Source organism: Streptomyces spongiicola (assembly GCF_003122365.1).
GTDB classification, from domain to species: Bacteria; Actinomycetota; Actinomycetes; order Streptomycetales; family Streptomycetaceae; genus Streptomyces; species Streptomyces spongiicola.
In genome coordinates this window covers 5,371,073-5,397,658 of the sequence record NZ_CP029254.1, presented here as the reverse complement: position 1 = coordinate 5,397,658, position 26,586 = coordinate 5,371,073, and the positions used below count along the sequence as shown (strand labels likewise).

Here is a 26,586-nt window from a genome sequence, read left to right as displayed (position 1 = left end):
CCTCCCGGGACCGGCGATCGCTGATCCGAGCGGCACCCTACCGGCCGGTTCGCCCGCCGGTCAGCCTCCTGCGGCGGACGAGCACGGTCGGCAGCACGCCCGCCGCGGCCAGTGCGCCGGGCACCGCGGTCCCCCCGACCGGCGCCGCCGAGTTCAGCCCCGGCTGGTCGAAGGTGTCCGGAACGGGCAGCGTGGACCAGCGGTCGAACGGCCAGGCCACCACCACGGCCCGCCCCACGACGTCCTCGTTGCTGACCGTGCCGTTGTAGGGCAGTTCCTGGTGGTAGCGGGAGTCCAGGGAGTTGTCCCGGTTGTCGCCCATCACCCAGATCCGGCCCTCGGGCACCCGGATCGGACCGAACGGCTTGTCGTCGCAGGGCGTGCTTCCCGGGCGGATGTACGACGTCTCGTCCAGGGCCTTGCCGTTGATCATGACCTTGCCCCCCTTCTTGCAGGAGACGGTGTCACCGCCGACCGCGATCACGCGTTTGATCAGGTCCTTCTGCTCCGACGACGGCATCAGGCCGATGAAGCTCAAGAACCGCTGCACCAGGTTGGGCTCGGGGGTGTGGGTGTCGTCCAGCCAACCGCCCGGGTCGTGGAAGACCACGACCTCGCCGCGTTCGGGCTCGGAGCCGAACCAGGGCGTCAGCTTGTCGACGAGCACCCGGTCGCCGCGCTGCAGCGTGTTCATCATCGAGTCGGACGGGATCGAGAACGCCTGCACCAGGAAGGTCTTGATCAGCAGCGCCAGCACCAGCGCGATGCCGACCAGCAGCGGCAGTTCCTTCCAGAAGGACCGCTGCCCGGCCGCGCCGGTACCGGACGAGCCGCCGCCGTCCGCCGCCTCACCGTCTCCCGAACCGCCGTCGCCCTGTGGGGGAAGGCCGCCGGAGCTGCCGGAACCGGGGGAAGGCCTCGCGTCCCGCTCGGGCCGCTCCTCGGGCTCCTCGTGTCCGGAACGTGCGCCCACCGCCAAATCCCCCACATCCACTCCTCACTCCGTGCGACCGCCCGCGCCCGAGACGGCGCAGGCCCACCACTCCCATAACGAGCGGGAGTTCCGCAGGGCTCGGGAGCAGGACCACTCCTTTGTGATCCCGGGAGGACACACTATGCGACGGCCCACCAGCGGCGGCCGCCCCGGCGCGCGCATCGGGGACCGAGGTGTACGTTCCCCTCTCCTCCAGTCCGCTCCAGTGGTCGAGCGGCCAGGCGATGACCACGGCGCGTCCGACGACCTCCTCCTCGGAGACGGTGCCGCTGTACTCCTCGTCGAGGTGGAACCGGGAGTCGGCCGAGTTCGACCGGTGGTCGCCCATCACGAAGAGCCGGCCCTCGGGGACCTGCACGTCGAACGGCAGCTTCGAGGGGGCGTTGCCGGGGCGCAGATACGGCTCGTCCAACGGGACGTCGTTGACCGTGACCCTGCCCTCCTGGTCGCAGCACCTCACCGAGTCGCCGCCCACCGCGACGACCCGCTTGATCAGGTCCTGCTCGTCGTCGCTCGGCAGCAGGCCGATGAAGGCCAGTACGTCCTTGACCTGCTTGACGACGATCGGGTCGTCCGGCCGCGGCGTCTGCTCGTCCAGGAGCCAGCCGCCGGGGTCCTTGAAGACGACGACGTCGCCGCGCTCGGGCCTGGAGCCGAACCAGGGCGTCAGCTTGTCGACCAGTACCCGGTCGTCGATGCGGATCGTCTGCTCCATCGAGCCCGAGGGGATGACGAACGCCTGCACCAGGAACGTCTTCAGCACCAGGGCGATCATCAGCGCCACCGTGATCAGGATCGGGATCTCCTTGACCGCCGAGCGCTGGCGCCGTCTCCTGACCTTCCTGGCGAGCCTGCGCCGCTCGGCGCGTCCGGGGAGCGTCCGGCCGCCGTCGGTGGGCCGGGTGCCGGTGGGCAACCTGGTGTCGGCCCGGTGGCTCGCGCGGCGTCCGCGGCTACCCATGGGCGCCGTCCGGCGCGGTCACGCGGTCGAAGGCGCCGGTCGGCGGCAGCGGGGACCAGCGGTCGGCCGGCCAGCCGATCCAGTCCGCGCGTCCGATCACCCTGTCGAGGGGCACCGTGCCCCCGCCGGGCTCGCCCAGGTGGTCGCGGGAGTCCCGCGACCTGCTGCGGTGGTCGCCCATGACCCACAGGGTCCCCTGCCGTACCACGATGTCGAAGGGGACGTGCGACGCGGTCTCGCCGGCGTACAGGTAGCTCTCGTCGACCGGTACGCCGTTCACCTCGAGCCTTCCCCCCTTGTCGCAGCAGACCACGCGGTCGCCGCCCACGCCGACCACACGTTTGACGAAATCGGTGTCGGACGGTTCCGTGAGCCCCAGCGCGGAGAGGCCCTCCCGGGCGGCGGCACTGACGGGGTTCCCCGCCGCGTCCTCCGGCACGAAGGAGCCGGCGCCGTCGAACACGACCACGTCACCGCGCCTCGGCTCGGAGCCGAAGCGGTATGCCAGCTTGTTCACCAGCACCCGGTCGCCGACCTCGAGGGCGGGCTGCATGGAGGTGCTGGGGATCAGGAACGGCTGCATCACGAACTGGCTGAGCAGCAGCAGGAACACGGCGCAGGCGCCGACGAGGGCGGCGGCCCGCCGCCAGCCGGGCCGCCGCCGGAAGCACACGGAGCGCGACCCCTCTCCGGCGCCGGACCCGTCGGTCCCGGGGGCGGAGGAGCGGTCGCGCTCCGTGTGCAGTGCTTCGGTGTCCATCGGGGCCAGATGCTATCCGGCCGCCGTAAGAACCGTATGAGGCCTCAGCAGGGCACGGGTGTGAGCCGCGGCTCAGTTGTCGCGCTTCTCCTTGATCTTCGCGGCCTTGCCGCGCAGCTCGCGAAGGTAGTACAGCTTGGCCCGGCGGACGTCGCCGCGGGTGACCAGCTCGATCTTCTCGAAGATCGGGCTGTGCACCGGGAAGGTGCGCTCGACGCCGACGGAGAAGGAGACCTTGCGGACCGTGAAGGTCTCGCTGACGCCCGAACCCTGGCGGCGGATGACGACGCCCTTGAACTGCTGGATACGGGAGCGGTTGCCCTCGATGACACGGACGTGGACGTTCACGGTGTCACCGGGGCGGAAGGCGGGGAGGTCGGTCCGCAGCGAGGCGGCGTTGACGGCGTCGAGCACATGCGACATGTTCGTCTGCTTTCTTCGCCGATGCCACAGGTCATCGACGGTATCCGGGGTGATGGCGGAGGAGCCGCGGCGTCGGGGCGGGCGTCGTGTCCCCCCGTGGCAGGGGCGCACGCCGGACGAACGGCAGCGGCCTATTCTTCCACGGCCCGCGGCCTGCGCCAAAATCGGCCGTCGGGGGACGGCGTCCAGCCAAGGACGGACAGGGTCTCCCGGTCCTTCCCGTCGAACGCGGACGGGTCGCAGCGCTCGATCAGGTCAGGCCGGTGCAGGGCGGTCCGCCGGAAGGCCTCGTCCCGGCGCCATCGGGCGATCCTGCCGTGGTGGCCGCTGAGCAGCACGTCCGGGACGCCGCGGCCGCGCCAGAGCGGCGGCTTGGTGTAGACGGGCCCCTCCAGGAGGTCGGCCATGGCGCCGGGCGCGAAGGAGTCGTCGCGGTGGGATTCGGCGTTGCCGAGGACACCGGGCAGCAGCCGTGCGACGGCCTCCGTCATGACGAGGACGGCGGCCTCGCCCCCGGCCAGCACGTAGTCGCCGATGGAGACCTCGTGGACGGGTATGCGGGTCGCGTACTCGTCGACGACGCGGCGGTCGATGCCCTCGTAGCGGGCCGGGGTGAAGACCAGCCAGGGGCGCTCGGAGAGTTCGACGGCGAGTTCCTGGGTGAACGGGCGGCCGCTCGGGGTCGGCACCACCAGGGCGGGTGCGCGGGCGCCCGACTCGTAGCCGGAGGCGAGGACCTCGTCCAGTGCCTCGCCCCAGGGCCCGGTCTTCATGACCATGCCCGGTCCGCCGCCGTAAGGGGTGTCGTCGACGGTGCCGTGCCGGTCGTACGTCCAGTCCCGCAGGTCGTGGACGTGGACGTCGAGCTGCCCGCGTGCCCGGGCCTTGCCCACGAGGGAGACGTTCAGCGGCTCCAGGTACTCGGGGAAGATGGTGACGACGTCGAGCCGCATCAGTTCCCGTCCCCGGCGTCCGCGTCCCGCCGCGAGGCGGTCTCCGCACGGTCGTCGACGAGGCCGGGAGGCGGGTCGATGACGACCCTCTGCCCGGCCAGGTCGATCTCGGTGACGATCTGCCCGACGAACGGGATCATGACCTCGCTCCCGTCGGGCCGCTCGACGATGAAGAGGTCCTGCGACGGCAGATGGGAGATCTCCGTGATCCGGCCGATCTCCGTGCCGTCCGCGAGCACCACGTCCAGGTCCATGAGCTGGTGGTCGTAGTACTCGTCGGGCTCCTCCGGCAGGGCCTCCGGGTCGATCTCGGCGATCAGCAGGGTGTTGCGCAGGGCCTCGGCGCCGCCGCGGTCCCGGACGCCTGCGAAGCGCAGCAGCAGCCGGCCGCTGTGCACCCGTCCCGTCTCGATGGTCAGCGGGCCCGCGGAGGCCGGTTCGGTGGCCAGGACGGCTCCGGGGGCGAGCCGCAGTTCCGGCTCGTCGGTACGCACCTCGACGGTGACCTCGCCCCTGATGCCGTGGGCGCGGCCGATCCGCGCGACTACCAGCTGCACGCTCAAAGCTCCTGTCGTACGACGACGGGCCGGGGCGGGCCGACCGGCCCTCCCCGGCCCGCGCCGGTGATCAACTTGTTCAGCGGACCTGGTCCACGTCGACGAGGTCGACCCGGATACCACGGCCGCCGATGGCGCCCACGACGGTGCGCAGGGCGCGCGCGGTGCGGCCGTTGCGGCCGATCACCTTACCGAGATCGTCGGGGTGCACCCGGACCTCGAGCACCCGGCCGCGACGCAGGTTGCGTGAGGCGACCTGCACGTCCTCGGGGTTGTCGACGATGCCCTTCACGAGGTGCTCGAGAGCCTCCTCGAGCATGCTCAGGCCTCGGTGGACTCGGCGGCGGCCGCAGCCTCGTCCGCCTTCTTCTCGGTCTTCTTCGACTTCTGGGTGATGGCCTCACCCTTGCCCTCTTCACCCTCGAGAGCCTTGGCGAACTCGTCGAAGGAGCGGCGCTTCTCCTCCTTCGTGGCCGGGACGAGGAGCGGCTTCTCCGGGGCGGGCAGACCCTTGTGCTTCTGCCAGTCGCCGGTGAGCTTGAGGATCGCGAGGACCGGCTCGGTCGGCTGGGCGCCGACGGACAGCCAGTACTGGGCGCGCTCCGAGTCGACCTCGATGCGCGACGGGTTGTACGTCGGGTGGTACAGGCCGATCTCCTCGATGGCCCGGCCGTCACGGCGGGTACGGGAGTCGGCGACGACGATGCGGTAGTGAGGCGAACGGATCTTGCCCAGACGCTTCAGCTTGATCTTGACTGCCACGGGAGTGGGATCTCCTGGTTTTGACGTGGTTGGGCATGACGGGATGCCGCGTGGGGTTGCGGTACCCGATGGCCCGATGGACGCGTCAGCCGGAGGAGAGAGGGGTCCTGTGCGACTGTCGAGTACAGCTGGACATTGTGCCACACGGACACCGCCCGGCCGACCCGAGGCCGTGGGCCCCGGGCCGGGCCGGCCGGTCACTCCCGGCGTGCGGTCGGGGGCGGGTCCCGCTCAGCTCGCCGCCGCCACCGGTTCGGGGATGCGGAACGGCTTGCCGCAGCCGCCGCAGACGATCGGCGCCTGGGCGAGGACCGAGGGGACCACCCGGACGTTTCTCCCGCAGTCGCAGACCGCCTTGACCCGGACGCCGCCGCCGGACGAGCCGTGGCGGGCCGCCGGGCCGCGGAAGGTGCGTTTGGTGTCGGATGCGGTGGCGACCGTGTGCGCGGCGAGGGCGCGCTGCAGCCGCTCGATGGTCGGCCGGTACCGCCGCTTCGCCTCGGGAGTGAGCGTGACCAGCGAGAAGCCGCTGCTGGGGTGTGGCTCCTCCGGGTGGTCCAGGCCCATCTCCTCGGCGATCGCCAGGAACCGGCGGTTGTGGTAGCGGCCGGCGCGCGAGGTGTCGCGGACTCCCCGGGCGGCGGCGATACCGTGGACTGCCTCGTGGAGCAGTCGCTCGAAGGAGAGTTCGTGCCCGCAGGCCGACGAGGACTCTCCGATCAGTGACTCTGGCGCGGCAAGATCGGGCAGCTCGGGGTGGTGCCGCTGAATGTCGGCCCACGCCTGTGCCAGCTCTGCGGCGAGAACAGGTGGTGTCGTGCTCACGTCGTGACAACGAGCCGGACGCTCCCCGGGTTCCATTCCGGGGCATCCCAAATAATTTGCACGTACCCGTCAGTTGGCATTGATGCGTCCTGACGAGGGCGGGTGCGCTGATCTGCGGAGAAGCCTCGCAGCTCACAACAAGGTGGTACGTAGTCACGCGTCCGTACAGCAACGCGACACCGGCGGGACCGGATACCCGGCCGAGCGCCGCGCGCCCGGGCGGGCACCCCCGGCAGGGGCGCGTCGCCTCGTGAGCGCGCGCCCGCGTGCGCTCACGCGTTCCGTACCGCCGCCGACCGGTCCGGGGCGCGCGGTCCGCCCCCGGGTGCGCGGTACGCTCGCGAGCGTACCGGGAGGGCCGCGGTTCCCGGCCGCCGCCCCTCCCGGCCGCGGGGAACCACGCCCGGCCGGATGCCGGGGCACGCCCCGGCCGCCCCGGACTTCTCGCACCGGGCGGCCGGCTCCCACCCCGGCCGCCCCGGACTTCCGCCCCGGACTTCCGCCGCGGACGCACCGGGCCCGCAGCCGGGCGGGGCGATCTCCGTCGTCCCGAGCGTGGGGCCGCCGTCCTCCGGCCCCGACCACACTCCGGCTCCGGCCACGGCCACGGCCCCGACCCCGGCCACGGCTCCGCCGGCCGGGGCCTGGGCGCAGCGGAGACGGCGCTCCCCCTGCGGCAAGCGGCCCGCGGCTCTGCCATGGCGGGAATCGTGAGGGGGCGGCACTCTGGATGCGGAGAAGTTCCGGGCGCGGGGGCGCACGACCGGGGCATCCGAGCCATTGCGGTGCGACCTCTGGACGTACCGAGCGAAGCGCAGTTCCCTGGCATACGGGGGGCGCGAGCGACACGACACGGGGGCTGTCCAGCAGGGCAAGGCTGACCTCTCGGCGGATTGGGGCGCTTTCGATGACACCTACGCTCGTCCCGCACCACCCTCGGCCCTCCTCAGCGCCCCCGGCGGCGGATGGCAGGCGGCGCGTCCGCGACTGGGCCGAGATCCAGGAGCGGATGCTGGTGCCGCTCTACGAGGCGGTGTACGAGCACCTGGAGGTCGGCCCCGGCGCCCGCGTCCTCGGCCTCGGCTGCGGCACCGGCCTGGCCCTGCTGATGGCGGCGGGGCGCGGGGCCGGCGTCACCGGCGTCGACACGGACCGGGCGAGGACGGCGCTGGCGCGCGAGCGGCTCGCCTGCGGGCGGGAGCACTCCGGGTCAGGGGCCTCGCCCGGCGCCCGGGTGGTCGAGGGCGGGCCGGCGGAGGCCGTCGATCCCCGGAGCCCGCGGTTCAACATGATCACGGCTTTTCAGCCGATCGGGTGTACGGCCGGCGACTCCGACGGGTTGGTGCCCGCGCTGGAGGCCGCGGTTCCGCTCGCCGAGCGCGGCAGCCCCGTGGTGCTGGCCGGCTGGGGCCCGCCGGAGCGCTGTGCCACCGCGGCCGTACTGCGGGTGGCGAGCAGGCTCACCGAGCGGCTGCGCTCGGACGGCGGCTGGCGGCCGACGCTCAGGGACGACCTGGAGGAGGTGGCGTCCCGGGCGGGGATCCGCCCGGACGGTTCGGGCCGGGTGTCGTGCCCCTTCGGCTACGCGGATCCGGACAGCGCAGTGCGCGGACTGCTGTCGACCGGCCTGTTCGACGCGGCGGTACGGGCGACGGACCCGGCGCAGGTGGAGAAGGAGGTCAGGGAGGCGCTCCATCCCCATGTGCGGGCCGACGGGACGGTGTGGATGCCCAACGTCTTCCGGTATCTGATAGCGCGTACGCCGTGACGGGGCCTGCCCCCGCCGGCGGGCCCACTACAGCGCCTGTCCCGTGAGGCCGCCCCGGAATCCGGGCGTCCGCGGGCAGGCCGGGCGTGGCGATCCGGGCCTGGCGACCCGGGTCCGCGACCAGCGGACCCACGGCACGGGGCCGGCACGCAGGCGCTCCGCGCTCCCCGAGCCGCAGGCCCCGAGCCCCGAGCCCCGGGTGCCCGCTGCGGCTCGAGCCCGTGGTTCGAGTCCCGAGCCCCGGGTGCCCGCTGCGACTCGGGCCCGTGGTTCGAGCCCGAGCTTCGGACTCGCCGCCCGAGCCTGCCGCCCGGCTCCCGGTGTCAGGGTCCGCCGAGGGTCCCGGTGTCAGTGGCCGTTCGCGTCCTTCCTCAGCCGGGAGATGCCCGCGGCCCGGTACGCCTCCTCCTCGTCCAGCGTCTCGCCGGCGAGGAGCGCCTCGGCCAGTGCGTCCAGCCGGTCGCGGTTGTCGCGGAGCTGCCGGCAGGCGCTCTCGTAGCACTCCTCGGCGATCCTGCGCATCTCGTGGTCCACCGCGTCCAGCGTCGCCGGGGCCGCGGCGAGCCCGTACGGCTCCTGCCCGTCCCCCGGCACCGCGGTGAAGCGGCCGACGCGCTCGCTCATCCCCCAGCGTCCGACCATGCCCCTGACCAGCCGGGTCACCTGCTCCAGGTCGTTCTCCGAACCGGTGGTGACGATCCCGAAGACGATGTGCTCCGCCGCCATGCCGCCGAGCGCGCCGATGATCCTGCCGCGCAGGTACTCCTCGGTGTACGCGTACTTGTCGGCGTCGGGGGTGGAGAGGGTGACGCCCAGGGCCCGGCCGCGCGGGACGATCGTGACCTTGCGGACGGGGTCGGCGCCCGGCTGGAGCATGCCGAGCAGGGCATGACCGCTCTCGTGGTAGGCGGTCCTGCGGCGCTCGCCCTCGGGCATCACCAGCGCGCGCTCCGCGCCGAGCTGCACCTTCTCCAGGGCGTCGGAGAGGTCCCGCTGCGTCACCCCGCCCTGCCGCCGCTTGACGGCGAGCAGCGCGGCCTCGTTGGCGAGGTTGGACAGTTCGGCACCCGTCATACCCGGTGTCGTACGGGCCACCTGGGCCAGGTCGACGCCCGGTGCGAGCGGGATGTCCCGGGTGTGGATCCTGAGGATCGCCTCGCGGCCCGCCCGGTCGGGCGGGCTGACGTGCACGATGCGGTCGAAGCGCCCGGGCCGGACGAGCGCGGGGTCGAGGACGTCCGCGCGGTTGGTCGCGGCGATGACCACGACGCCCTCGGAGCCGGTGAAGCCGTCCATCTCCGTCAGGATCTGGTTCAGGGTCTGCTCGCGCTCGTCGTGCCCACCGACGGTCGCGCCGCCACCGCGCACCCGCCCGATGGTGTCGATCTCGTCGATGAAGACGATGGCCGGGGCCACCTTGCGGGCCTCGGCGAACAGCTCGCGGACGCGGGAGGCCCCGACGCCCACGATCATCTCGATGAACTCCGACGCGGACGCGGAGAAGAACGGCACCCCCGCCTCGCCCGCGACGGCCCGTGCGAGGAGCGTCTTGCCGGTTCCCGGCGGGCCGGCGAGCAGGACACCGCCGGGCATGCGCGCCCCCATGGCCCGGTAGACGTCGGGGTTCTTGAGGAAGTCGACGACGTCGTCGAGTTCGCCCTGGACCTCGTCGATCCCCGCCACGTCGGCGAAGGTGGTGCGCCGGTGGGGTTCCAGCTCGACGGGGCGGGGAGGCGCCTTGCGGCCCAGCGGGCCGCCGCCCAGCCGTGGCCCCAGGCGTCTGGCCAGGACCACCCAGAGCAGCACGAGGATCACGATCGGCGCGAGGGAGAGCAGCAGATTGGCCAGCAGGCTGCGCTGGACGACGACCGGTTCGGCCGTCACGGTCACGCCCTTCTGGCTCAGCTGCCGCCAGAGGTCGTCCTCGGCGAACTCCGGCCGCTCGGTCCGGAAGGTGGTGTAGTCGCCTTCGCCGCCGGGGACCGGCTGCCGTGTCCTCAGCTCTCCCTCGATCGTGCTGCCCTTGGCGTAGATCTTGGTGACGTTGCCGGCCTCGACCTGCTTGCTGAACTCGGTGTAGGAGATCGTCTGCTCGCCGCCCCCGGCGAAGTACGACAGGATCCCGTAGGCGACGAGGAAGAGGGCCGCGGCGGTCGCGGCGAGCACGACCCAGCCACCGGGCGGCCTCCTGCGCGGCGGCGCGGGCGGCGGTGCCCCCTCCGACCGCCAGGGCTGGTCGGTGCGGTCGCGCGGGGGTACGGAATTGGCCACGGCCTGCCCTCCGGTCCCTCGGCTGCTCCCGATCTCTGCCCATGAGCGCACAGAACAGGGCACGCTGCCACCCGGAGCGGGCCGCGGTGGGACGGGCTGCCCGGCCGCCGTGGTCCGGGACGGCCCGGGGCCCCGCGATCGGGTGATCGCGGGGCCCCGGGATGCCGGCGGCCGGCCCGTCAGCCCATGAACTTCCTGAACTCCTCCGGGAGCTCGAAGTCCTGAGCGCCCTGGCCGCCCGGCGGCAGGCCGAACGGGCTCCCCTGGCCGGCCTGCTGACGGCGTGCCTGGGCGGCCTGCTCCTCGGCCTTGCGCTTCATCGGGTTGCCGGAGCGCTGCTTGCCCTTGGCCTGCTTCTGCTTCTTCTTCTGACGGCCCGGGCCGCCGCCCATGCCCGGGATGCCCGGCATGCCCGGCACGCCTCCGCCCTGGGCCATGCGCGACATCATCTTGCGGGCCTCGAAGAACCTCTCCACCAGGTTCTTCACCGCGCTGACGTCGACACCGGAACCACGGGCGATGCGGGCCCGCCGCGAGCCGTTGATGATCGTCGGGTCGGTGCGCTCACCGGGCGTCATCGACTTGATGATCGCCGCCGTCCGGTCGACGTCCCGCTCGTCGATGTTGTTGATCTGGTCCTTGATCTGGCCCATGCCGGGCAGCATCCCGAGCAGCTTGGAGATGGAGCCCATCTTCCTGACCTGCTCCATCTGGGCCAGGAAGTCGTCGAGCGTGAACTCCTTGGGGCCCTTCGCCAGCTTGGCCGCCATCTTCTCGGCCTCGGCCTGGCTGAAGGTCTGCTCGGCCTTCTCGATCAGCGACAGCATGTCGCCCATACCGAGGATGCGGGACGCCATGCGATCCGGGTGGAACGCGTCGAACTCGTCCAGCTTCTCGCCGTTCGAGGCGAACATGATCTGCTTGCCGGTGACGTGCGCGATGGAGAGCGCGGCACCGCCGCGGGCGTCGCCGTCCAGCTTGGACAGCACCACCCCGTCGAAGCCGACGCCGTCGCGGAACGCCTCCGCGGTGTTGACCGCGTCCTGACCGATCATCGCGTCGACGACGAAGAGGACCTCGTCGGGGCCGACCGCGTCACGGATGTCCGCGGCCTGCCGCATCATCTCCTGGTCGATGCCGAGCCGGCCCGCGGTGTCGACGACGACGACGTCGTGGACCTTCGACTTCGCGTACTCGATCGACTCCTTGGCGACCTGCACCGGGTCGCCCACACCGTTGCCGGGCTGGGGCGCGAAGACGGCGACGCCGGCGCGTTCGGCGACGACGGCCAGCTGGTTCACCGCGTTGGGCCGCTGCAGGTCGCAGGCGACGAGCAGCGGGGAGTGGCCCTGGCCCTTGAGCCAGCGGCCGAGCTTGCCGGCCAGGGTCGTCTTGCCGGCGCCCTGGAGACCCGCGAGCATGATCACCGTGGGCGCCTGCTTGGCGAAGCGCAGCCGGCGGGTCTCGCCGCCGAGGATGCCGATGAGCTCCTCGTTGACGATCTTGATGACCTGCTGGGCGGGGTTCAGCGCCTGGGACACCTCGGCGCCGAGGGCGCGCTCCTTGACCTGCTTGATGAAGGCGCGCACGACGGGCAGCGCCACATCGGCCTCGAGCAGCGCGATGCGGATCTCACGTGCCGTGGCGTCGATGTCGGCCTCGGACAGGCGGCCCTTGCCCCGGAGGTTCTTGAATGTCGCCGCAAGGCGGTCGGAGAGGGTGTCGAACACGGTGGTCGCGGATCCTCGGGTCTCGGGGGCGGGCGGACGGATGCCACCCAAGGGTATCCGGCCGCGTGGGATGGGGTCTGCCCCCTATACACGCGGCCGGACGGATGCCCCCGCCCCGGTCCTGGGCGTTCAGCCGGTCCGCAGCGCGGCCTCCACGGCGCGCGCCACGTCCACGGCCTCCTCGGGCGGCAGCGGGGCTCCCGAGGGACCTGTGACGTAGAACGCGTCCACGGCGTTCGCTCCGAGGGTCGAGACCCGCGCGCTGCGCACGCTGACCGCCGCGGACTCCAGGGCGTGGCCGATCCGGTGCAGCAGCCCCGGAGCGTCCTGGGCGCGGACCTCGATGACCGTGGCCAGCCGGGACGCGGCCGGGGCCACGGTGACCCTCGGCGGCGGCGCCTCGACCCCCCGCCGGCGCGGGTACGCGGCATCCCGCTCGGCAAGGCGGGCGGCCACGTCCAGGGAGCCGTCGAGGGCCCGTACGAGATCGGAGCGCAGCCGGGCGGCCTGCGGGAGCGAGCCGTAGGCGGCGGCGACCCGCCAGTTCAGCACGAGGACGGTCGCCGGCCCCACCTCACGGGGGAGTTCGACCGCGCGCAGGTCGGCGGCGCGGACGGTGAGCCGGTGCAGCGCGAGCACGCCGGCCACCGCGGGCAGTACCGACGGCTGGTCGGGCACGGCGACGAGGAGTTCGACACCGACGGGCTCGGGCCTGCCGTCCGCCTGCGGGGTCTCGGCCTGGGCGGCGTGCAGGGCGAGCACGGGTCCGCCGGTGCGCAGCGCCTCGACGGCCAGGCGCTCCTGCTCGGCGCTGGTCACGGCGGGCTCCGGTTCGCCGGGTCCCTGGCCCGAGAGGAGTCCCGCGACCCGTTCGACCAGGTCCGCGACGAGCGATCCCCGCCAGGCGGACCACGCCGCCGGCCCGGTCGCGAGGGCGTCGGCCTCGGTGAGGGCGTGCAGCAGCTCCAGCGTGCCGGGCGTGCCGACGGCGTCCGCGACCGCCCGCACGGTCGCGGGGTCCTCCAGATCGCGGCGGGTGGCGGTCTCGACGAGCAGCAGGTGGTGGCGGACCAGGGTGGCGATCACTCCCGTGTCCTGCCGGTCGAAACCGATGCGGGCGGCGACGTCGCGCGCGATGGTCTCGCCGGCCACGGAGTGGTCGCCCGGCCAGCCCTTGCCGATGTCGTGGAGCAGGGCCGCGGCCAGGAGCAGGTCGGGGCGGCCGACGCGGCGGGTCAGCGCGGCGGCGCGGACGGCGGCCTCGACGAGGTGGCGGTCGACCGTCCAGGTGTGCACGGGGTTGCGCTGGGGCCGGCAGCGGACCCGTTCCCAGTCGGGCAGCAGCCGGGTGACCAGGCCCTCGGCCTCCAGGGCCTCCCATACCGCGACGGCCGGTTCGCCCGCCCCGAGCAGGGTGACGAGTTCCTCCCGTGCCTCGGCGGGCCAGGGCACGGGAAGCGGCCCGGCCGCGGCGGCCAGGTGGCGTACGGCGTGCGGGGAGAGCGGCAGGCCGGCCTGGGCCGCCGCGGCGGCCGCGCGCAGCGGCAGCACCGGGTCGCGCTCCGGTCTGGCCGAACGGGCGAGGACGGCCTCGCCGTCCATCTCGACGACACCCTCGGCGAGCGGGGTGCGCTCGGGGTCCGGGCGGCGCCCGCCCCGGATCCCGCGCAGCCGGCGCCGCCCGGACCGGGCCCTGAGCACCCGGTTCACCTCGCGCCAGGTGACGTCGGCGGCATACGAGACGGTCCGCGCGGACTCGTACACCCGGCGCAGCAGTGCGTCGGCGTCCAGCAGGCCGAGGGCCCGGGCCACCTGGTCCTGCTCCTGGAGCGCGAGCCGGTCGGTGGCCCGCCCGGTGGTGAGGTGGAGGGCGTCTCGGGTGTCGAGGAGGACGCGGCGGGCCTCGGACAGGCCCTCGCGGGGGGCGTCGGCGAGCCAGGACGCGGCGACGGCGCGCAGGGCCGTCGCGTCGCGGAGGCCGCCCCGGGACTCCTTGAGGTCGGGTTCCAGCAGGAACTGCAGCTCGCCCTGGCGTTCGGCGCGCTCACGGCAGAGCTCGCCGAGTTCGGGGAGCCGTCCCGGCGCCTGGTTGCGCCAGTCGGCGAGGACGGCCGTGCGCAGTCCGGCGGCCATGCCGAGGTCTCCGGCGACGGCGCGGGCGTCGAGCAGCCCCAGTTGCACCTTGATGTCCTCGCCGGCCGTCCGGCGGGCCTCGGCCGGGGTCCGGACCGAGTGGTCGAGCGCGAGCCCGAGATCCCACACCGGGTACCAGATCCGGTCGGCGAGCGCGGCGAGCGCGCCCGGGTCGGCATCGCCGTCGTGCAGCAGGAGGAGGTCGAGGTCGCTGCGGGGCGAGAGTTCGCCGCGCCCGTAGCCGCCGACGGCGAGGAGAGCGGCGCCGCGCACCCCGGTGTCCTTCCCGGCCGCGGTGAACAGTGCCGCGAGCCAGTCGTCGGTAAGCCGGGCCAGTGCGGCGCGGCGCGACGGCCCGGACCGCGTCTCCTCCTGGAGGAGGCGCAGCCGGGCCGCCGCGTAGCCGCTGGGTCCCGGGCCCCCGGTTTCCGTGGTCAGATCGACGCTCGTCACCCGGAACTCCCGTCTACAGCGCGTCCGGGCCGCGTTCGCCGGTCCGGACGCGGACGGCGGTGTCGACCGGCACGCTCCACACCTTGCCGTCGCCGATCTTCCCGGTGCGGGCCGCCTTCACCACCACCTCGATGAGCTGGTCGGCGTCGTCGTCCTCGGCCAGGACCTCGATCCGGATCTTGGGGACGAGGTCGACGGTGTACTCGGCACCCCGGTAGACCTCGGTGTGGCCGCGCTGCCGCCCGTAGCCGCTGGCCTCGGTGACCGTGAGCCCCTGGACCCCGAAGGCCTGGAGGGCCTCCTTGATCTCGTCCAGCCGGTGCGGCTTCACTACTGCGGTGATGAGCTTCATGCGTCCACCTTCCTGGTCTGCGGTGCGGCCGCCGCGGTTCCGGCGGGTACGGAAGCGGTCCTGCGGGAGCCCGCGCCGCCGCCCGCCCCGCTGAAGTCGTACGCGGTCTCGGCGTGCTCGACCTGGTCGATGCCCGAGATCTCGTCGTCCTCGCCGACCCTCATGCCGATCGTCCTGTCGAGGACGAGGGCGAGGATCGCGGAGACGACCAGAGAGTAGGCCAGGACCGCGAAGACGCCGACGGCCTGCTTGCCGAGTTGCTCGAATCCGCCGCCGTAGAAGAGGCCCCTGGCGTCGGACTGGACGCCGCCGGTGGCGAAGAAGCCGACCAGCAGCGAGCCGACGACCCCGCCGACGAGGTGGACGCCGACGACGTCCAGGGAGTCGTCGAAGCCGAACCGGTACTTGAGGCCCACGGCCATGGCGCACAGCAGACCGGCGACGGCACCGATGGCGATGGCGCCGAGCGGGGAGGCGGAGCCGCCGGAGGGGGTGATGGCGACCAGGCCCGCGACCGCGCCGGAGGCGGCGCCGAGGGTGGTGAGGGAACCGTGGCGGATCTTCTCGTAAGCGAGCCAGGCGAGCATCGCCGCGGCTGTGGCGACCTGTGTGTTGACGAACATGACCGCGCCCACGCCGTCGTCGTTGCCCAGCCACGAGCCGGCGTTGAAGCCGAACCAGCCGAACCACAGCAGACCGGCACCCAGCATCACCAGGGGCAGGCTGTGCGGCCGCATCGGGTCCCTCCCGAAGCCGACGCGCTTGCCGATCACGAGGATCACCCCGAGGGCCGCGGCTCCCGCGTTGATGTGGACCGCGGTGCCGCCGGCGAAGTCGATGACGCCCATCTCGAAGAGCCAGCCGCCCGAGCCCCAGACCCAGTGCGCGACCGGGAAGTAGACGACGGTGGCCCACAGCGCGACGAACAGGGCCCAGGCGGTGAACTTGACCCGGTCGGCGAGGGCGCCGCTGATCAGCGCGGGGGTGATGATCGCGAACATCAGCTGGAAGACGGCGAAGACGTACACGGGGATGGAGTAGCCGTCCCAGAGCTGGTTGATCCCGATGCCGCTGAGGCCGACGTAGTCGGCGGACCAGCCGATGAGGGAGCCGGAGTCGGTGCCGAAGGCGAGGCTGAAGCCGTAGAGCACCCACAGCACGGTGACGATCCCGAGACTGATGAAGCACATCATCAGCATGTTCAGGGTGCTCTTGACGCGGACCATGCCTCCGTAGAAGAAGGCCAGGCCGGGCGTCATCAGCATCACCAGCGCGGAGCAGATGAGCATGAAGCCGGTGTTGGCGGCGGACAGCCCGGGGGCGTCTGCGGCAAGTGTGATGCCTGGGGGCATCGGCGTCTCCTCGTCGTCGTGCGGCCTGTGCGGGGGGCGGGAGCCTGGGCTGCCGGCGGCCGGTCCGGCTGGATCCGGCACGGCCGCCCGGGAAGTCGGCCCGTTATGGGGCACGAGGTTGGCGCGCCGGGGTTTCCGCCGATGCCGCACGGTGTTTCGCCGCGGTGACGAAGCGGGCGGGCGTGTTACACGCCCATGAAGCGAAGGGTCACGGGAAGGTCACGCGCGTATCCTCCGCGAGAAGCGGGACCGGCGCGACGGCCACCCGGTTGACCTGGCGTGGGGAGCCGAGTCGGGCGGTAGGGGCGGCCGTCGCGCCGGGGTTCTGTGGAGGGCCGCTCAGACCGCTTCCGCGGTCTCGGGCAGCTGTGCGGTGATGAGGTCCGTGAGGTGTACGACCTCGGGGACGTCACCGAAGTCCCTGGCCGCCGTGTCGACCGTCTTGCGCAGCCGGGTGTTGACCCGCTCGGAGCGCACCCGTCTGGCGACGTGCAGTGCCTGCTCGGCGAGCCGGGTGGACTGCTCGGGCTCCCGCTTCAGCAGATGCACCGTCGCCATGCCGACGAGGTTGAGTGCATACGAGCGCTGGTGCTCGGTGTCCTCGCTGAAGAGCTCGACGGCGCGTTCCATGACGGGCTCGGCGAGCGAGGCGTAGGTGGGGCTGCGGCCTGCGACATAGGCGAGGTCCCGGTACGAGTGGGCGTTCTCGCCGTTGAGTTCGGCTTCGGAGAAGAAGCGGATCCAGTCGGGCTCGGGCTCTCGGGTCTCGAGCGCGTCGGCGAAGGTCACCTCGGCCATGCGGACGGCCCGCTTGGTCTTGCTGGGCTGACCCATGTTGGCGTAGGCGCGGGCCTCCATCGCATACAGCATCGCCTGGGTGCGCGGGGTCGCGCACTCGCGGCTGCCGTACTGCGCGAGGTGGATGAGTTCCAGTGCGTCGTCGGGCCGGCCCAGGTGGATCATCTGCCGGCTCATGGACGAGAGGATGTACGAGCCGAGGGGCTTGTCCCCGGCCTCCTTGGCGGCGTGCAGGGCGAGCACGAAGTACTTCTGCGCGGTGGGCTGGAGCCCCACGTCGTAGCTCATCCAGCCGGCCAGCTCGGCCAGTTCCGCGGCACAGGTGAACAGCCTTCCGGAGACGGCCGCGGGGTGCGGTTCCTGGAGCAGGTCGGTCACCTCGTGGAGCTGGCCGACGACGGCCTTGCGGCGCAGCCCGCCGCCGCACTGGGCGTCCCACTGGCGGAACATGGCGGTCGTGGACTCGAGGAGGCCGAGTTCCGGCTCGGAGAGCCGGGAGGGCCGCCGGACGCCCGCCGAGTCGGCCGGATCGGGGCCGGACGGCGGGGTGGGCACCAGCCAGCGCTGCATCGGCTCGACGAGGGCCGGCCCGGCCGAGAGGGCGAGGGAGGTCCCCAGGAACCCCCGGCGGGCCAGCATCAGATCACTGCGCGAGAAGTCGCTGAGGAGCGCCACGGTCTGGTGGCCCGCCCAGGGGAGGTCGACACCGGACACCGAGGGTGACTGGTGCGCCGTCCGGAGCCCCAGGTCCTCGATGGCGACGACGGTGCCGAACCGCTCGGAGAACAGTTCGCCGAGGATGCGCGGGATGGGCTCGCGCGGCTGCTCGCCGTCGAGCCATCTGCGGACGCGTGAGGTGTCGGTGCTGATGTGGTGCGCGCCGATCTGCCGCGCCCGGCGGTTGACCTGCCGGGCCAGCTCGCCCTTCGACCAGCCGCTGCGTACGAACCACGAGCCGAGCTGCTCGTTCGGGCGCTTGCCGTGGCCCGTGCCGTCCGCGTCGCTGCCGCTCACAGGAACGCCCCCATCCGCCTTGTCCTTTGCATGTCGTGCCGCGAGTCCCGCCGGGGTGCCCTGCCCCGCGGAGCGGCGTCCGAACCCCTAGCAGAATGCCGTGGATCGCGGCTCTCCGTCCGACGACCGCCCTCCTTCGAACAGGAAGTCGGCTTGCCTCCGGCATACGCGTGGAACCGGCGCGCCCCAGGACCCGTGCACCGAAAGTAATCCTACGATCACCGGTCTCGCCATGGCGATTCCGGAAACGCCACCATTCGCCACCCCTTCGAATGAACTCCCCTGCGGCCAGGCGCGATTCACTGGGCACACGACGGCCAGGAGTCGGCGGAGCGTTGCGCGCCAGGGCGCGCGGATCCAGCCGCACCACCCCGAGCGACCCATCGCACCCGCGAGCCGGGGCGACGGCGACGCAGAGTTACCGGCAGACTCCTTTTCGTAACCATCGGTGTATTCGACCCGTTGGAGGGGGCATGGGCTTCACGATCGGCGGTTCCCGGGTCCGGGAGATCCGGCCCGGCTCACGGCGCCGCGGCCGCACGACTGCGTGCACGGCGGTCGCCGAGTGCACAGGACTGTGGGGCTGGGACGTGGCCCCGGGCGCGCGGGCCATGGCGGGCCGCTGCTCCTGCGGAGACGCGGACTGCCCGGCCCCGGGCGCGCACCCCCTGGAGTTCGTGCCCGAGGTACCGGCGGGCGCCACCCTCGACGAGGTGGCGAAGGCGTGGGCGGAGGTGCCCGGCGCCTCGGCCCTGCTTCCCGCGGGCCGCACCTTCGACGTCCTGGAGGTCTCCGAGACCGCCGGGCGCCGCGCCCTGGTGAGACTGGAGCGCATGGGAGTGCCGCTCGGGCCCGTCTCCGCGACGCCGACGGGCCGCGCGCAGTTCTTCGTCGCCCCCGGCGCGGCCCGGGAGCTGCCGCACCTGCTCTACCGGATGGGCTGGGACGACGCCGAGCTGGACCTGCGCTGCCTCGGCGCGGGCCACTATGTGACGGCCCCGCCCTCCGACCATGCCGGTCTCGGCTCGTCACGCTGGCTCCGGCCGCCGGCTCTCGGCTCCGGCGAGGCCCCGCCGCAGGCCCGGCTGCTGCTGGGGACGCTCGCCTACATCTGCCACCGCTCCACCGCCCCCTGATCGGCGTCGGCCTGCCCGGGCAGGCCGGCGGCGGGCGGCCCCGGAGGACACCCGCTGCCGGCGTGCCCGTGAACAACCGGCGTGCCCATGGAGGGGTGCGCCGACACCCGCCCCGCCCCGCCCCGCCTCGCCCCGCCGTCCCGGCCCGGGCAGGGACGGTCCGGCCGGTCGAGCGTTCACCGCGGGCCGCGGCCGGCCGCAGCCGCCGGGCCCTCCGTGAAACGGCTCCGACCGGGCGGCGCCGCGCAGGGCGCCGGGCGCCTCGGCCCGCCCAGCGGGACACGGGCCCCGAAGCCGGTCCGCCGCGCCGCGCGGAGCGCCGCAAGGAACGCCGCGCGGCGATCAACGTCCGCCGCGCCGCGCGGAACCGCTGCGGGTAACGCCACGCGGCGGACAGCAGCCGGTCGGGGAGCCCTCCCCTCCCGGCCAGGGCGTGTCGCGAGAGCAGCTCCGTCCGCCGGCCGGCCGGCCTGGGCCGGGGACGGGTTTCGCGACACGCCCTGGCCAGTGCCGCGTCAGGCAGGGTCTGCCCGTCGGCAGCCGCGCGGAGCGGCGTCCGGTGCGGTGCGTCGCAACGCGCCGGATCGGCCTCGCAGTGGGCCTACCCGGTTGACTCGGCGACGCGGCGAGTCGCCGTGCCGGGCGTCGCGTCGGGGCGAACGCCGCCTGACGCGGCACTAGGTGACTGGTGTTAATCGCTAGTCCCCGATCAGGGCGTCGACGAAGGCCTCCGGCTCGAAGGGCGCCAGGTCGTCCGGGCCTTCGCCGAGGCCGACCAGCTTGACCGGCACACCGAGTTCGCGCTGCACGGAGATGACGATGCCGCCCTTGGCGGTGCCGTCGAGCTTGGTGAGGACGATGCCGGTGATGTCGACGACCTCGGCGAAGACCCGGGCCTGGACCAGGCCGTTCTGGCCCGTCGTGGCGTCGAGGACGAGGAGCACCTCGTCCAGCGGGCCGTGCTTCTCGACCACGCGCTTGACCTTGCCCAGCTCGTCCATGAGACCGGTCTTGGTGTGCAGCCGGCCCGCCGTGTCGACGAGGACGACGTCGGCCCCCTCGGCGATGCCCTCCTTGACCGCGTCGTAGGCGATCGAGGCCGGGTCGCCGCCCTCGGGTCCGCGGACGGTGCGGGCGCCGACCCGCTCACCCCAGGTCTGCAGCTGGTCGGCGGCGGCCGCGCGGAAGGTGTCCGCGGCGCCGAGGACGACGCTGCGCCCGTCCGCGACGAGCACCCGGGCCAGCTTGCCGGTGGTGGTGGTCTTGCCCGTGCCGTTGACGCCGACGACCAGCACGACGCCGGGGGTGTCCAGACCGCTCTCGGTCCGCACCGCGCGGTCCGCGTCCGTGCCGATGAGCCGCAGCAGTTCCTCGCGGAGCAGCCCACGCAGCTCGTCCGGGGTGCGGGTGCCGAGGACCCTCACCCGCTCCCGTAGATGGTCGACCAGCTCCTGGGTCGCCGTGACGCCGACGTCCGCGGTGAGGAGGATGTCCTCGATCTCCTCCCATGTCTCCTCGTCGAGGTGCTCACGGGACAGCAGGGTGAGCAGCCCCTTGCCCAGGGTGTTCTGGGAGCGGGCCAGACGGGCGCGCAGCCGTACGAGACGTCCCGCGGCCGGTTCCGGGATCTCGATCGCGGGAGCCGCGGGCTCGGCGACGACCGGATCCTCGACGGCCGCGGGCTCGGCGACGGCCTGCTCCGCGGACGGGAGGCCGACCTCCTCGATGGTGCGGCGGGGCTCCTCCCGCGGGGCCTCCGCCTCCTCGCCGACGTGCGGCTCGGCTGGCGGAGCTGTGATGGTCGGCGTACTCGACGGCGCCGAGGGCGGCAGCTGCTTCTTCCTACGGCTGCCGACCACGAGCCCGCTGATCGCGCCGACCGCGACCAGGGCGATGACTACAGCAAGGATGACGATTTCCATAACGCCACCCAGTATCGGCCACGTGCACCGGGGACCGGCCCGGCGGGAGGACCGCGGAAGGAGTTGCGACCTTTTTGGGCCTATCGCAGGAGACGCCGCGCTGCTCCCTCCGGGCCGGCGGTGCCCCTTCCGGATCGCGTGGACCGTGGCGCCGTCGTGGGCGCGCTCCGCGGTCCGCTGCGGCACGCCGAGGCATCGCCGCGGTCTCGCCCGCCGGGGCGCCGGGGCGCTCCCGGAAGCGACACCGCCCCGGCTCGGGGATGAGCCGGGGCGGTGCCGTGGCCGGTCGGCCGAGAGGAGCGGGGCAGCGGGGACTCAGCCCATCTCCTCCAACGCCTTGCCCTTCGTCTCGGGCACCCATTTGAGGATGAACGGGATCGAGAGCACGGCGAAGACCGTGTAGATGACGTAGGCACCGGAGAGGTTCCAGTCCGACAGCGTCGGGAACGTCACGGTGATCAGCCAGTTGGCGACCCACTGGGCCGAGGCGGCGATGCCCAGCGCGGCCGCGCGGATCCTGCCGGGGAACATCTCGCCGAGCAGCACCCAGACCACCACGCCCCAGGAGAGCGCGAAGAAGAGCACGAAGAAGTTGGCTGCGAAGAGGGCGACGGTGCCCTGCAGGCCGGGGAGCGAGACCTCGCCGCCGACCTCCGTCTTGTACGAGAAGGCCCAGGCGGCCAGTCCCAGCGAGACGGACATGCCACCCGAGCCGATGAGGGCCAGCGGTTTCCGGCCGATCCGGTCCACGAGGACCATCGCGATCAGCGTGCCGACGATGTTCACGATCGACGTCTCGAAGGAGTAGAGGAACGAGCTCGCGGGGTTGACGCCGACCGACTGCCACAGCGCCGAGCTGTAGTAGAAGATGACGTTGATGCCGACGAGCTGCTGGAAGACGGACAGGCCGATGCCGATCCAGACGATCGGCAGGAAGAGGAACCTGCCGCCGAGCAGGTCCCTGAACGAGGGCTTGCGCTCGTGGCGCATGTTCTCCTCGATCTCGACGACCCGCTTGTCCAGGTCCACGGACCGGCCCTCGACGTCGCGGAGCACCTTGCGCGCCTCGGTGCGGCGGCCGACCGAGATCAGGTACCGGGGCGACTCGGGGATGAGGAGGGACAGCACCCCGTAGAGCACGGCCGGTACGACCTCGATGCCGAGCATCCACTGCCAGGCTTCCAGTCCGCCGATGCGACCGCGCTGGTCGCCGTCCGCGATGGTGAGGATGGTCCAGTTGACCAGCTGCGAGAGGGCGATGCCGGTGACGATGGCGGCCTGCTGGAAGGAGGCGAGCCGGCCGCGGTAGGCGGACGGGGACACCTCGGCGATGTAGGCGGGGGCGATGACGGAGGCCATGCCGATGGCGACGCCGCCGACGATGCGCCAGAGGGCGAACGGCAGCGCGGAGCCGATCGCGCTGGCGGCGAACAGCACGGCGGCGATCTGCATGACCCGGATGCGCCCGACCCGGTCGGCGATCCGGCCGGCGGTGGCCGCGCCGATCGCACAGCCGATCAGGGCGGCCGCGATGACCTGCGCGAGTACTTCGGAGGTCACCTCGAAGCGGTCGCGGATGGCCACGACGGCTCCGTTGATCACCGCGCTGTCGTAGCCGAAGAGGAAGCCCCCCATCGCGGCCGACGCCGCGATGAAGACGACATGGCTGAGGTGCTCCGGCCTGGCCTTGCGGCCTTCGGGCGCCTGCGCCTGCGGTGTGCTGGTCACGGTGAACTCCAGGGGCCACCCGGCGACGGCGCCGGGGGGTGGGGGCGAGCCCTTCAAGTGGCGCACAACATAAGGCCGCCCACCACTTGAAGGTAAAAGCAACGCTGAAGAGACTATTCATTCAAGTCTCGAAGTCAAGCCCTCGCCTGGCAGCACAGAGAAACGTCACTTCCTCAGGGGAACATACAAGTATTGAAGACTGGAACGACTCCCCCGTCTTACCGGATCTGACCAGGGGCCTGCCCCGCCGCTGCGGGTGGGAGGGAGCGGGCGGCTCAGCGCAGCCGCTGGCTGATGACCTTGGACACACCGTCGCCCTGCATGGAGACGCCGTAGAGCGCGTCCGCCACCTCCATCGTCCGCTTCTGATGCGTGATGACGATCAGCTGGGAACTCTCCTGGAGTTCCTGCATGATGCCGATCAGCCGCTGGAGGTTGGTGTCGTCGAGTGCCGCCTCGACCTCGTCCATCACATAGAACGGACTGGGCCGGGCCTTGAAGATGGACACCAGCATCGCCACGGCGGTCAGCGAGCGCTCACCACCGGAGAGCAGCGACAGCCGCTTCACCTTCTTGCCCGGGGGCCGGGCCTCCACGTCCACTCCCGTGGTGAGCATGCTGCCGGGGTCGGTCAGTACGAGCCGGCCCTCACCGCCCGGGAAGAGCCGGGAGAACACCCCCTCGAACTCACGCGCGGTGTCCCGGTACGCCTCCGTGAACACCTGCTCGACCCGCTCGTCGACCTCCTTCACCACCTGGAGCAGATCGGCCCGGGTCTTCTTCAGGTCCTCGAGCTGCTCGGACAGGAACTTGTGGCGCTCCTCCAGAGCCGAGAACTCCTCCAGGGCGAGCGGATTCACCTTTCCGAGCTGCTGGTAGGCCCGTTCGGCGGACCTCAGCCGCTTCTCCTGCTCGGCGCGGACGAACGGCCGCGGCTGGTTGCGCGGGTGCCCGGGGTCCTCGGGAAGCTCCTCCCCCTCGGCCGGCGGCGACGGCGGCACCGGCCGGCCGGGACCGTACTCGGCGACCAGCCCGGCCGGTTCGACGCCCAGCTCCTCCAGCGCCCTCGTCTCGAGCTGCTCGATGCGCAGCCGCTTCTCGGCTCCGAGGACCTCGCCTCGGTGCACGGAGTCGGTGAGCTTGTCCAGCTCGCTCTTGAGGTCCCGGCCCTGCGCGCGGGCAGCGGTCAGCTCACGCTCACGCTCCGCCCTGGCCGCCTCGGCGGCGGCACGCTCACGCTCCGCACGGACGACGGACACCTCGGCATGGGCCAGGAGCTGTCGGGCACCGCTCGCCACCGCCTCGGCGACGGCGGCCTCATGGCGGAGCCTGGCGCGACGCCGCTCGGCACGCGCCCGCGCCTCGCGTTCCGCGCGTGCTCCGCGGTCCAGCGCCTCGGCACGCCCCGCGAGCCCCCTGACCCGCTCCTCGTGGGTACGGACCTGGAGCCGGGCCTCCATCTCGGTCTGCCGCGCGTTGGCGCCGTCGGCGGCGAGCCGGTCCCGCGCCGAGGTGTCCGGCTCATCCTCGACGGGGGCCTCCTCGGCGGCGGCGAGCCTCTCGGCCAGCTCCTCCGCCTCGTACCGCGCCTTCTCCAGAGCGGCCTGGGCCCGCTCGGCCGCCGCGGCGGTGCGCTCGGCCTCCCCGGCGGCGCCGCGGGCCTGCCCGGACAGCCGGCCCAGCTGCTGGGCGACGCCGGCCTTCTCCTTCTCGGCCGCCCGTCTCCGCTCGCCCAGCTCCTCCACGAGGGAGGCGCACGCCGTGCGCCGCTCGGCCGCCTCATGCTGCCCCGCCGCGAGTCCGCCGCACCGTACGGCCAGTTCCTCCAGTTCGGCGGCGGCCTCGTCGACCGACGCCCGTACTTCCAGGAGGCTCGGCGCGCCCGCGGAGCCACCGTGGGCGAAGTGGGCGCCGAGGAGGTCGCCCTCGGCGGTCACCGCCACAAGTCCCGGCTGCGCGCGGACCAGATCCTCCGCGTCCTCCAGGGTCCCGACCGCCACCATGTCCCGGAGGAGCCCGGCCACGGCGGGCATCAGCTCCTCCGGCCCGCGCACCAGGTCCGCGACCCGGGGCGCCCTCACCGCTCCTTCGCCGCCGCCGACCGGGACGGTCGCCTCGGCGGCCGCGCCGTGGCAGCCGTCCGGCGCCCCGACCGGAACCGCGGGCTGCCCGAGGGGGTGCGCGGGGCCCCCGGAAGCCGCGGCACCGACGGCGGGCGGCCGGGCGGGAGCCGGGATCCCGGCCGCGGGCACGCCGCCCGCGGCGGGCACGGCGGGCACGGCGGGCACGGCGGGCACGGCGGACGCGGCGGACGCGGGACGAGGAACGCCCTGAACCGGCGCGGACAGCAGCAGGGACGCACGGCCCGCGTCCTGCTTCCGGAGCAGCCGGATGGCGTCCGCCGCCGTGGCGGGGTCCGCGACGGCGACGGCGTCGGCGGCCGCGCCGAGGGCGGCCGCCACCGGGAGTTCGTAACCGGGGGCGACCGTCAGCGCTCCGGGGTCTCGGTCAGCTTCCACGGCATGATGAGGACACCGACCACTCCGGTGATCAGCGCCCCGGTGCGGAAGTCGACGAACCGCGGGGCGAGGTTCGCGAGATCGTACGCCGGGGACACGACGTTCGCCGCGATGTTCACGGAGATCGTCGCGATCAGCACGGTCACCAGGGCGAACAGCAGACCGAAGACGTTGTCCGTCTTCGCGGCGAGCTGCACCGGGTCCCAGATCGGCACGCCGTACACGGCCTGGGAACCGGAGTGACGAACACCGACAGCAGCGCGAACAGGGTCATGGTCGTCGCAGTCCCAGCGTCTGGCCCAGACCTGGCGCGCTTGCCGGCACCGACCGGTGAAGTCCGGATGTTCAGCGACAGTGTGGACCAGAAGGCATTCATCCCTGAGGGGGGGAAGAACACCGGCCAGAAGTCCTCGCCCAGCGAGCCTGGACGGCTGGTCGAGCAGCGGGCCGAAGCCGCCCCGCCTTCACGCGATCCAGACCAGCAGCACCAGTGCGCCGACGATGACGAACGCGCCGCCAGTTCTCGAAGCGGCGCAGCGTCTCCATGCCCCGGTAGATGATGGCGAGTTCCAACGCCCAGACCACGATGAAGCAGAGCCACAGCGTCCAGGGCTGGCCGGCGATCCGGGACGCGTCGCCCAGCTCGAGAGAGTGCCGAGCAGGACGAAGACTGCCCTGGCCGCGATCCAGTCTGGATGCCCGAACCGGCGCAGGCCACGCCGGCCGATCAGCGCCGGAGGTTGCGCCACGCAGCCCGAAAGAGGCGCGGGCCAGCACCGGAAGGGGATTGCCGTACTTCGGGCCGGCGTGACCGGTGAGAGCATCGGCAAGAGCACGATCACATTCGCCAGCGCGATCGTGAACACCGCCTGCTTCCAGTCCATGCGAGCGCGACGAGCCCGGAGCGAGCAGCCAGGACGGTATTTGTGGCCATCCCGATCCACAGCGCGGCGAAGTTGTACGTGGTCCAGCGACGTTCGGCGAGCGGGACGGGCAGCAGGTCGTCGTTGACGAACCGGCCGCCGGCGGGCACCGCGCCGGGGGCGAGTTCCACCCGGTCCTGCGTGTCGGTGGGCCGGCCGGGATCGGAGGGGGACGGGGAGGATGCCGGGGGGACGATCGCGGTCATGGCCATGACCTTCAGCGGAGGTCGGCGGTCGCGTGGGGGGTGTCCG

18 protein-coding genes and 3 pseudogenes are annotated in these 26,586 nt (G+C 72.9%); 2 read left to right on the top strand and 19 right to left on the bottom strand.

What is annotated here, in order from left to right; genetic code table 11:
* Window positions 1-37 precede the first annotated feature (37 nt).
* The 9 genes and pseudogenes from lepB (DDQ41_RS32645) to DDQ41_RS23655 form a co-directional block, all read right to left on the bottom strand.
* Window positions 38-979 carry a signal peptidase I gene (gene lepB, locus DDQ41_RS32645; protein WP_109296281.1) on the bottom strand — a complete coding sequence of 314 codons (942 nt, stop codon included), beginning with the start codon at window positions 977-979 and terminating at the stop codon, window positions 38-40.
* Window positions 980-1,262: 283 nt separating this feature from the next.
* Window positions 1,263-1,769 (bottom strand): annotated as a pseudogene (lepB, locus tag DDQ41_RS33090) (signal peptidase I); the annotation flags it as partial.
* Window positions 1,770-1,947: 178 nt separating this feature from the next.
* Window positions 1,948-2,715 carry a signal peptidase I gene (lepB, locus tag DDQ41_RS23685; protein WP_109296280.1) on the bottom strand — a complete coding sequence of 256 codons (768 nt, stop codon included), beginning with the start codon at window positions 2,713-2,715 and terminating at the stop codon, window positions 1,948-1,950.
* Window positions 2,716-2,787: 72 nt separating this feature from the next.
* A complete protein-coding gene (gene rplS / locus DDQ41_RS23680) occupies window positions 2,788-3,138 on the bottom strand; it encodes a 50S ribosomal protein L19 (RefSeq protein WP_093653557.1) in 351 nt (116 codons plus the stop codon).
* 131 nt (window positions 3,139-3,269) lie between these two features.
* On the bottom strand, window positions 3,270-4,091 hold the full coding sequence (gene trmD / locus DDQ41_RS23675; RefSeq protein ID WP_109296279.1) for a tRNA (guanosine(37)-N1)-methyltransferase TrmD: 822 nt from the start codon (window positions 4,089-4,091) through the stop codon (window positions 3,270-3,272).
* Window positions 4,091-4,648 (bottom strand): ribosome maturation factor RimM, encoded by a 558-nt coding sequence (rimM, locus tag DDQ41_RS23670; RefSeq protein WP_109296278.1) that lies wholly within the window; start codon window positions 4,646-4,648, stop codon window positions 4,091-4,093. The genes trmD and rimM overlap by 1 nt, the downstream gene beginning before the upstream one ends.
* A gap of 79 nt (window positions 4,649-4,727) precedes the next feature.
* Entirely contained in the window at window positions 4,728-4,967 is a 240-nt protein-coding gene (locus tag DDQ41_RS23665) for an RNA-binding protein (protein ID WP_017947632.1), read from the bottom strand.
* Window positions 4,968-4,969: 2 nt separating this feature from the next.
* Window positions 4,970-5,410, bottom strand: a complete 441-nt coding sequence (rpsP, locus tag DDQ41_RS23660) for a 30S ribosomal protein S16 (protein WP_109296277.1) — start codon at window positions 5,408-5,410, stop codon at window positions 4,970-4,972.
* Window positions 5,411-5,641: 231 nt separating this feature from the next.
* Complete coding sequence (locus DDQ41_RS23655) at window positions 5,642-6,235, bottom strand: hypothetical protein (protein WP_093653554.1); 594 nt, start codon at window positions 6,233-6,235, stop codon at window positions 5,642-5,644.
* A 907-nt stretch (window positions 6,236-7,142) separates the two neighbouring features.
* On the opposite strand from DDQ41_RS23655, the gene DDQ41_RS23645 reads away from it, so the two are divergent.
* Window positions 7,143-8,003 (top strand): class I SAM-dependent methyltransferase, encoded by an 861-nt coding sequence (locus DDQ41_RS23645; RefSeq protein ID WP_172607720.1) that lies wholly within the window; start codon window positions 7,143-7,145, stop codon window positions 8,001-8,003.
* A 348-nt stretch (window positions 8,004-8,351) separates the two neighbouring features.
* Here the strand turns inward: DDQ41_RS23645 and ftsH are convergent, their stop codons facing one another.
* The 6 genes from ftsH to nsdA all read right to left on the bottom strand — a co-directional run bounded on the left by ftsH (window position 8,352) and on the right by nsdA (window position 18,106).
* A complete protein-coding gene (gene ftsH, locus DDQ41_RS23640) occupies window positions 8,352-10,274 on the bottom strand; it encodes an ATP-dependent zinc metalloprotease FtsH (RefSeq protein WP_172607721.1) in 1,923 nt (640 codons plus the stop codon).
* Window positions 10,275-10,453: 179 nt separating this feature from the next.
* Window positions 10,454-12,004, bottom strand: coding sequence for a signal recognition particle protein (gene ffh / locus DDQ41_RS23635; RefSeq protein WP_109296273.1), 1,551 nt, complete (start codon window positions 12,002-12,004; stop codon window positions 10,454-10,456).
* 129 nt (window positions 12,005-12,133) lie between these two features.
* Window positions 12,134-14,590 carry a [protein-PII] uridylyltransferase gene (locus tag DDQ41_RS23630; protein WP_109296272.1) on the bottom strand — a complete coding sequence of 819 codons (2,457 nt, stop codon included), beginning with the start codon at window positions 14,588-14,590 and terminating at the stop codon, window positions 12,134-12,136.
* Window positions 14,591-14,603: 13 nt separating this feature from the next.
* Complete coding sequence (locus tag DDQ41_RS23625) at window positions 14,604-14,942, bottom strand: P-II family nitrogen regulator (protein WP_017947625.1); 339 nt, start codon at window positions 14,940-14,942, stop codon at window positions 14,604-14,606.
* Complete coding sequence (locus tag DDQ41_RS23620) at window positions 14,939-16,294, bottom strand: ammonium transporter (protein ID WP_109296271.1); 1,356 nt, start codon at window positions 16,292-16,294, stop codon at window positions 14,939-14,941. The genes DDQ41_RS23625 and DDQ41_RS23620 overlap by 4 nt, the downstream gene beginning before the upstream one ends.
* A gap of 339 nt (window positions 16,295-16,633) precedes the next feature.
* Complete coding sequence (gene nsdA, locus DDQ41_RS23615) at window positions 16,634-18,106, bottom strand: transcriptional repressor NsdA (RefSeq protein ID WP_109296270.1); 1,473 nt, start codon at window positions 18,104-18,106, stop codon at window positions 16,634-16,636.
* 473 nt (window positions 18,107-18,579) lie between these two features.
* Here nsdA and DDQ41_RS23610 point away from each other — a divergent pair, with 473 nt between their 5' ends.
* A complete protein-coding gene (locus tag DDQ41_RS23610; protein WP_109296269.1) occupies window positions 18,580-19,242 on the top strand; it encodes a bifunctional DNA primase/polymerase in 663 nt (220 codons plus the stop codon).
* A 698-nt stretch (window positions 19,243-19,940) separates the two neighbouring features.
* On the opposite strand, the gene ftsY is transcribed toward DDQ41_RS23610, so the two are convergent.
* The 4 genes and pseudogenes from ftsY to DDQ41_RS23585 form a co-directional block, all read right to left on the bottom strand.
* Window positions 19,941-21,164, bottom strand: coding sequence for a signal recognition particle-docking protein FtsY (gene ftsY / locus DDQ41_RS23600; RefSeq protein ID WP_109296268.1), 1,224 nt, complete (start codon window positions 21,162-21,164; stop codon window positions 19,941-19,943).
* A gap of 315 nt (window positions 21,165-21,479) precedes the next feature.
* The gene (locus DDQ41_RS23595; protein WP_109296267.1) at window positions 21,480-22,892 is read right to left on the bottom strand and encodes a sugar porter family MFS transporter; all 1,413 of its coding nucleotides are present in this window, start codon (window positions 22,890-22,892) and stop codon (window positions 21,480-21,482) included.
* A 275-nt stretch (window positions 22,893-23,167) separates the two neighbouring features.
* Window positions 23,168-25,384: pseudogene (locus tag DDQ41_RS23590) on the bottom strand (chromosome segregation protein SMC); the annotation flags it as partial.
* A gap of 2 nt (window positions 25,385-25,386) precedes the next feature.
* Window positions 25,387-26,540 (bottom strand): annotated as a pseudogene (locus DDQ41_RS23585) (cytosine permease); the annotation flags it as partial.
* Window positions 26,541-26,586 lie beyond the last annotated feature (46 nt).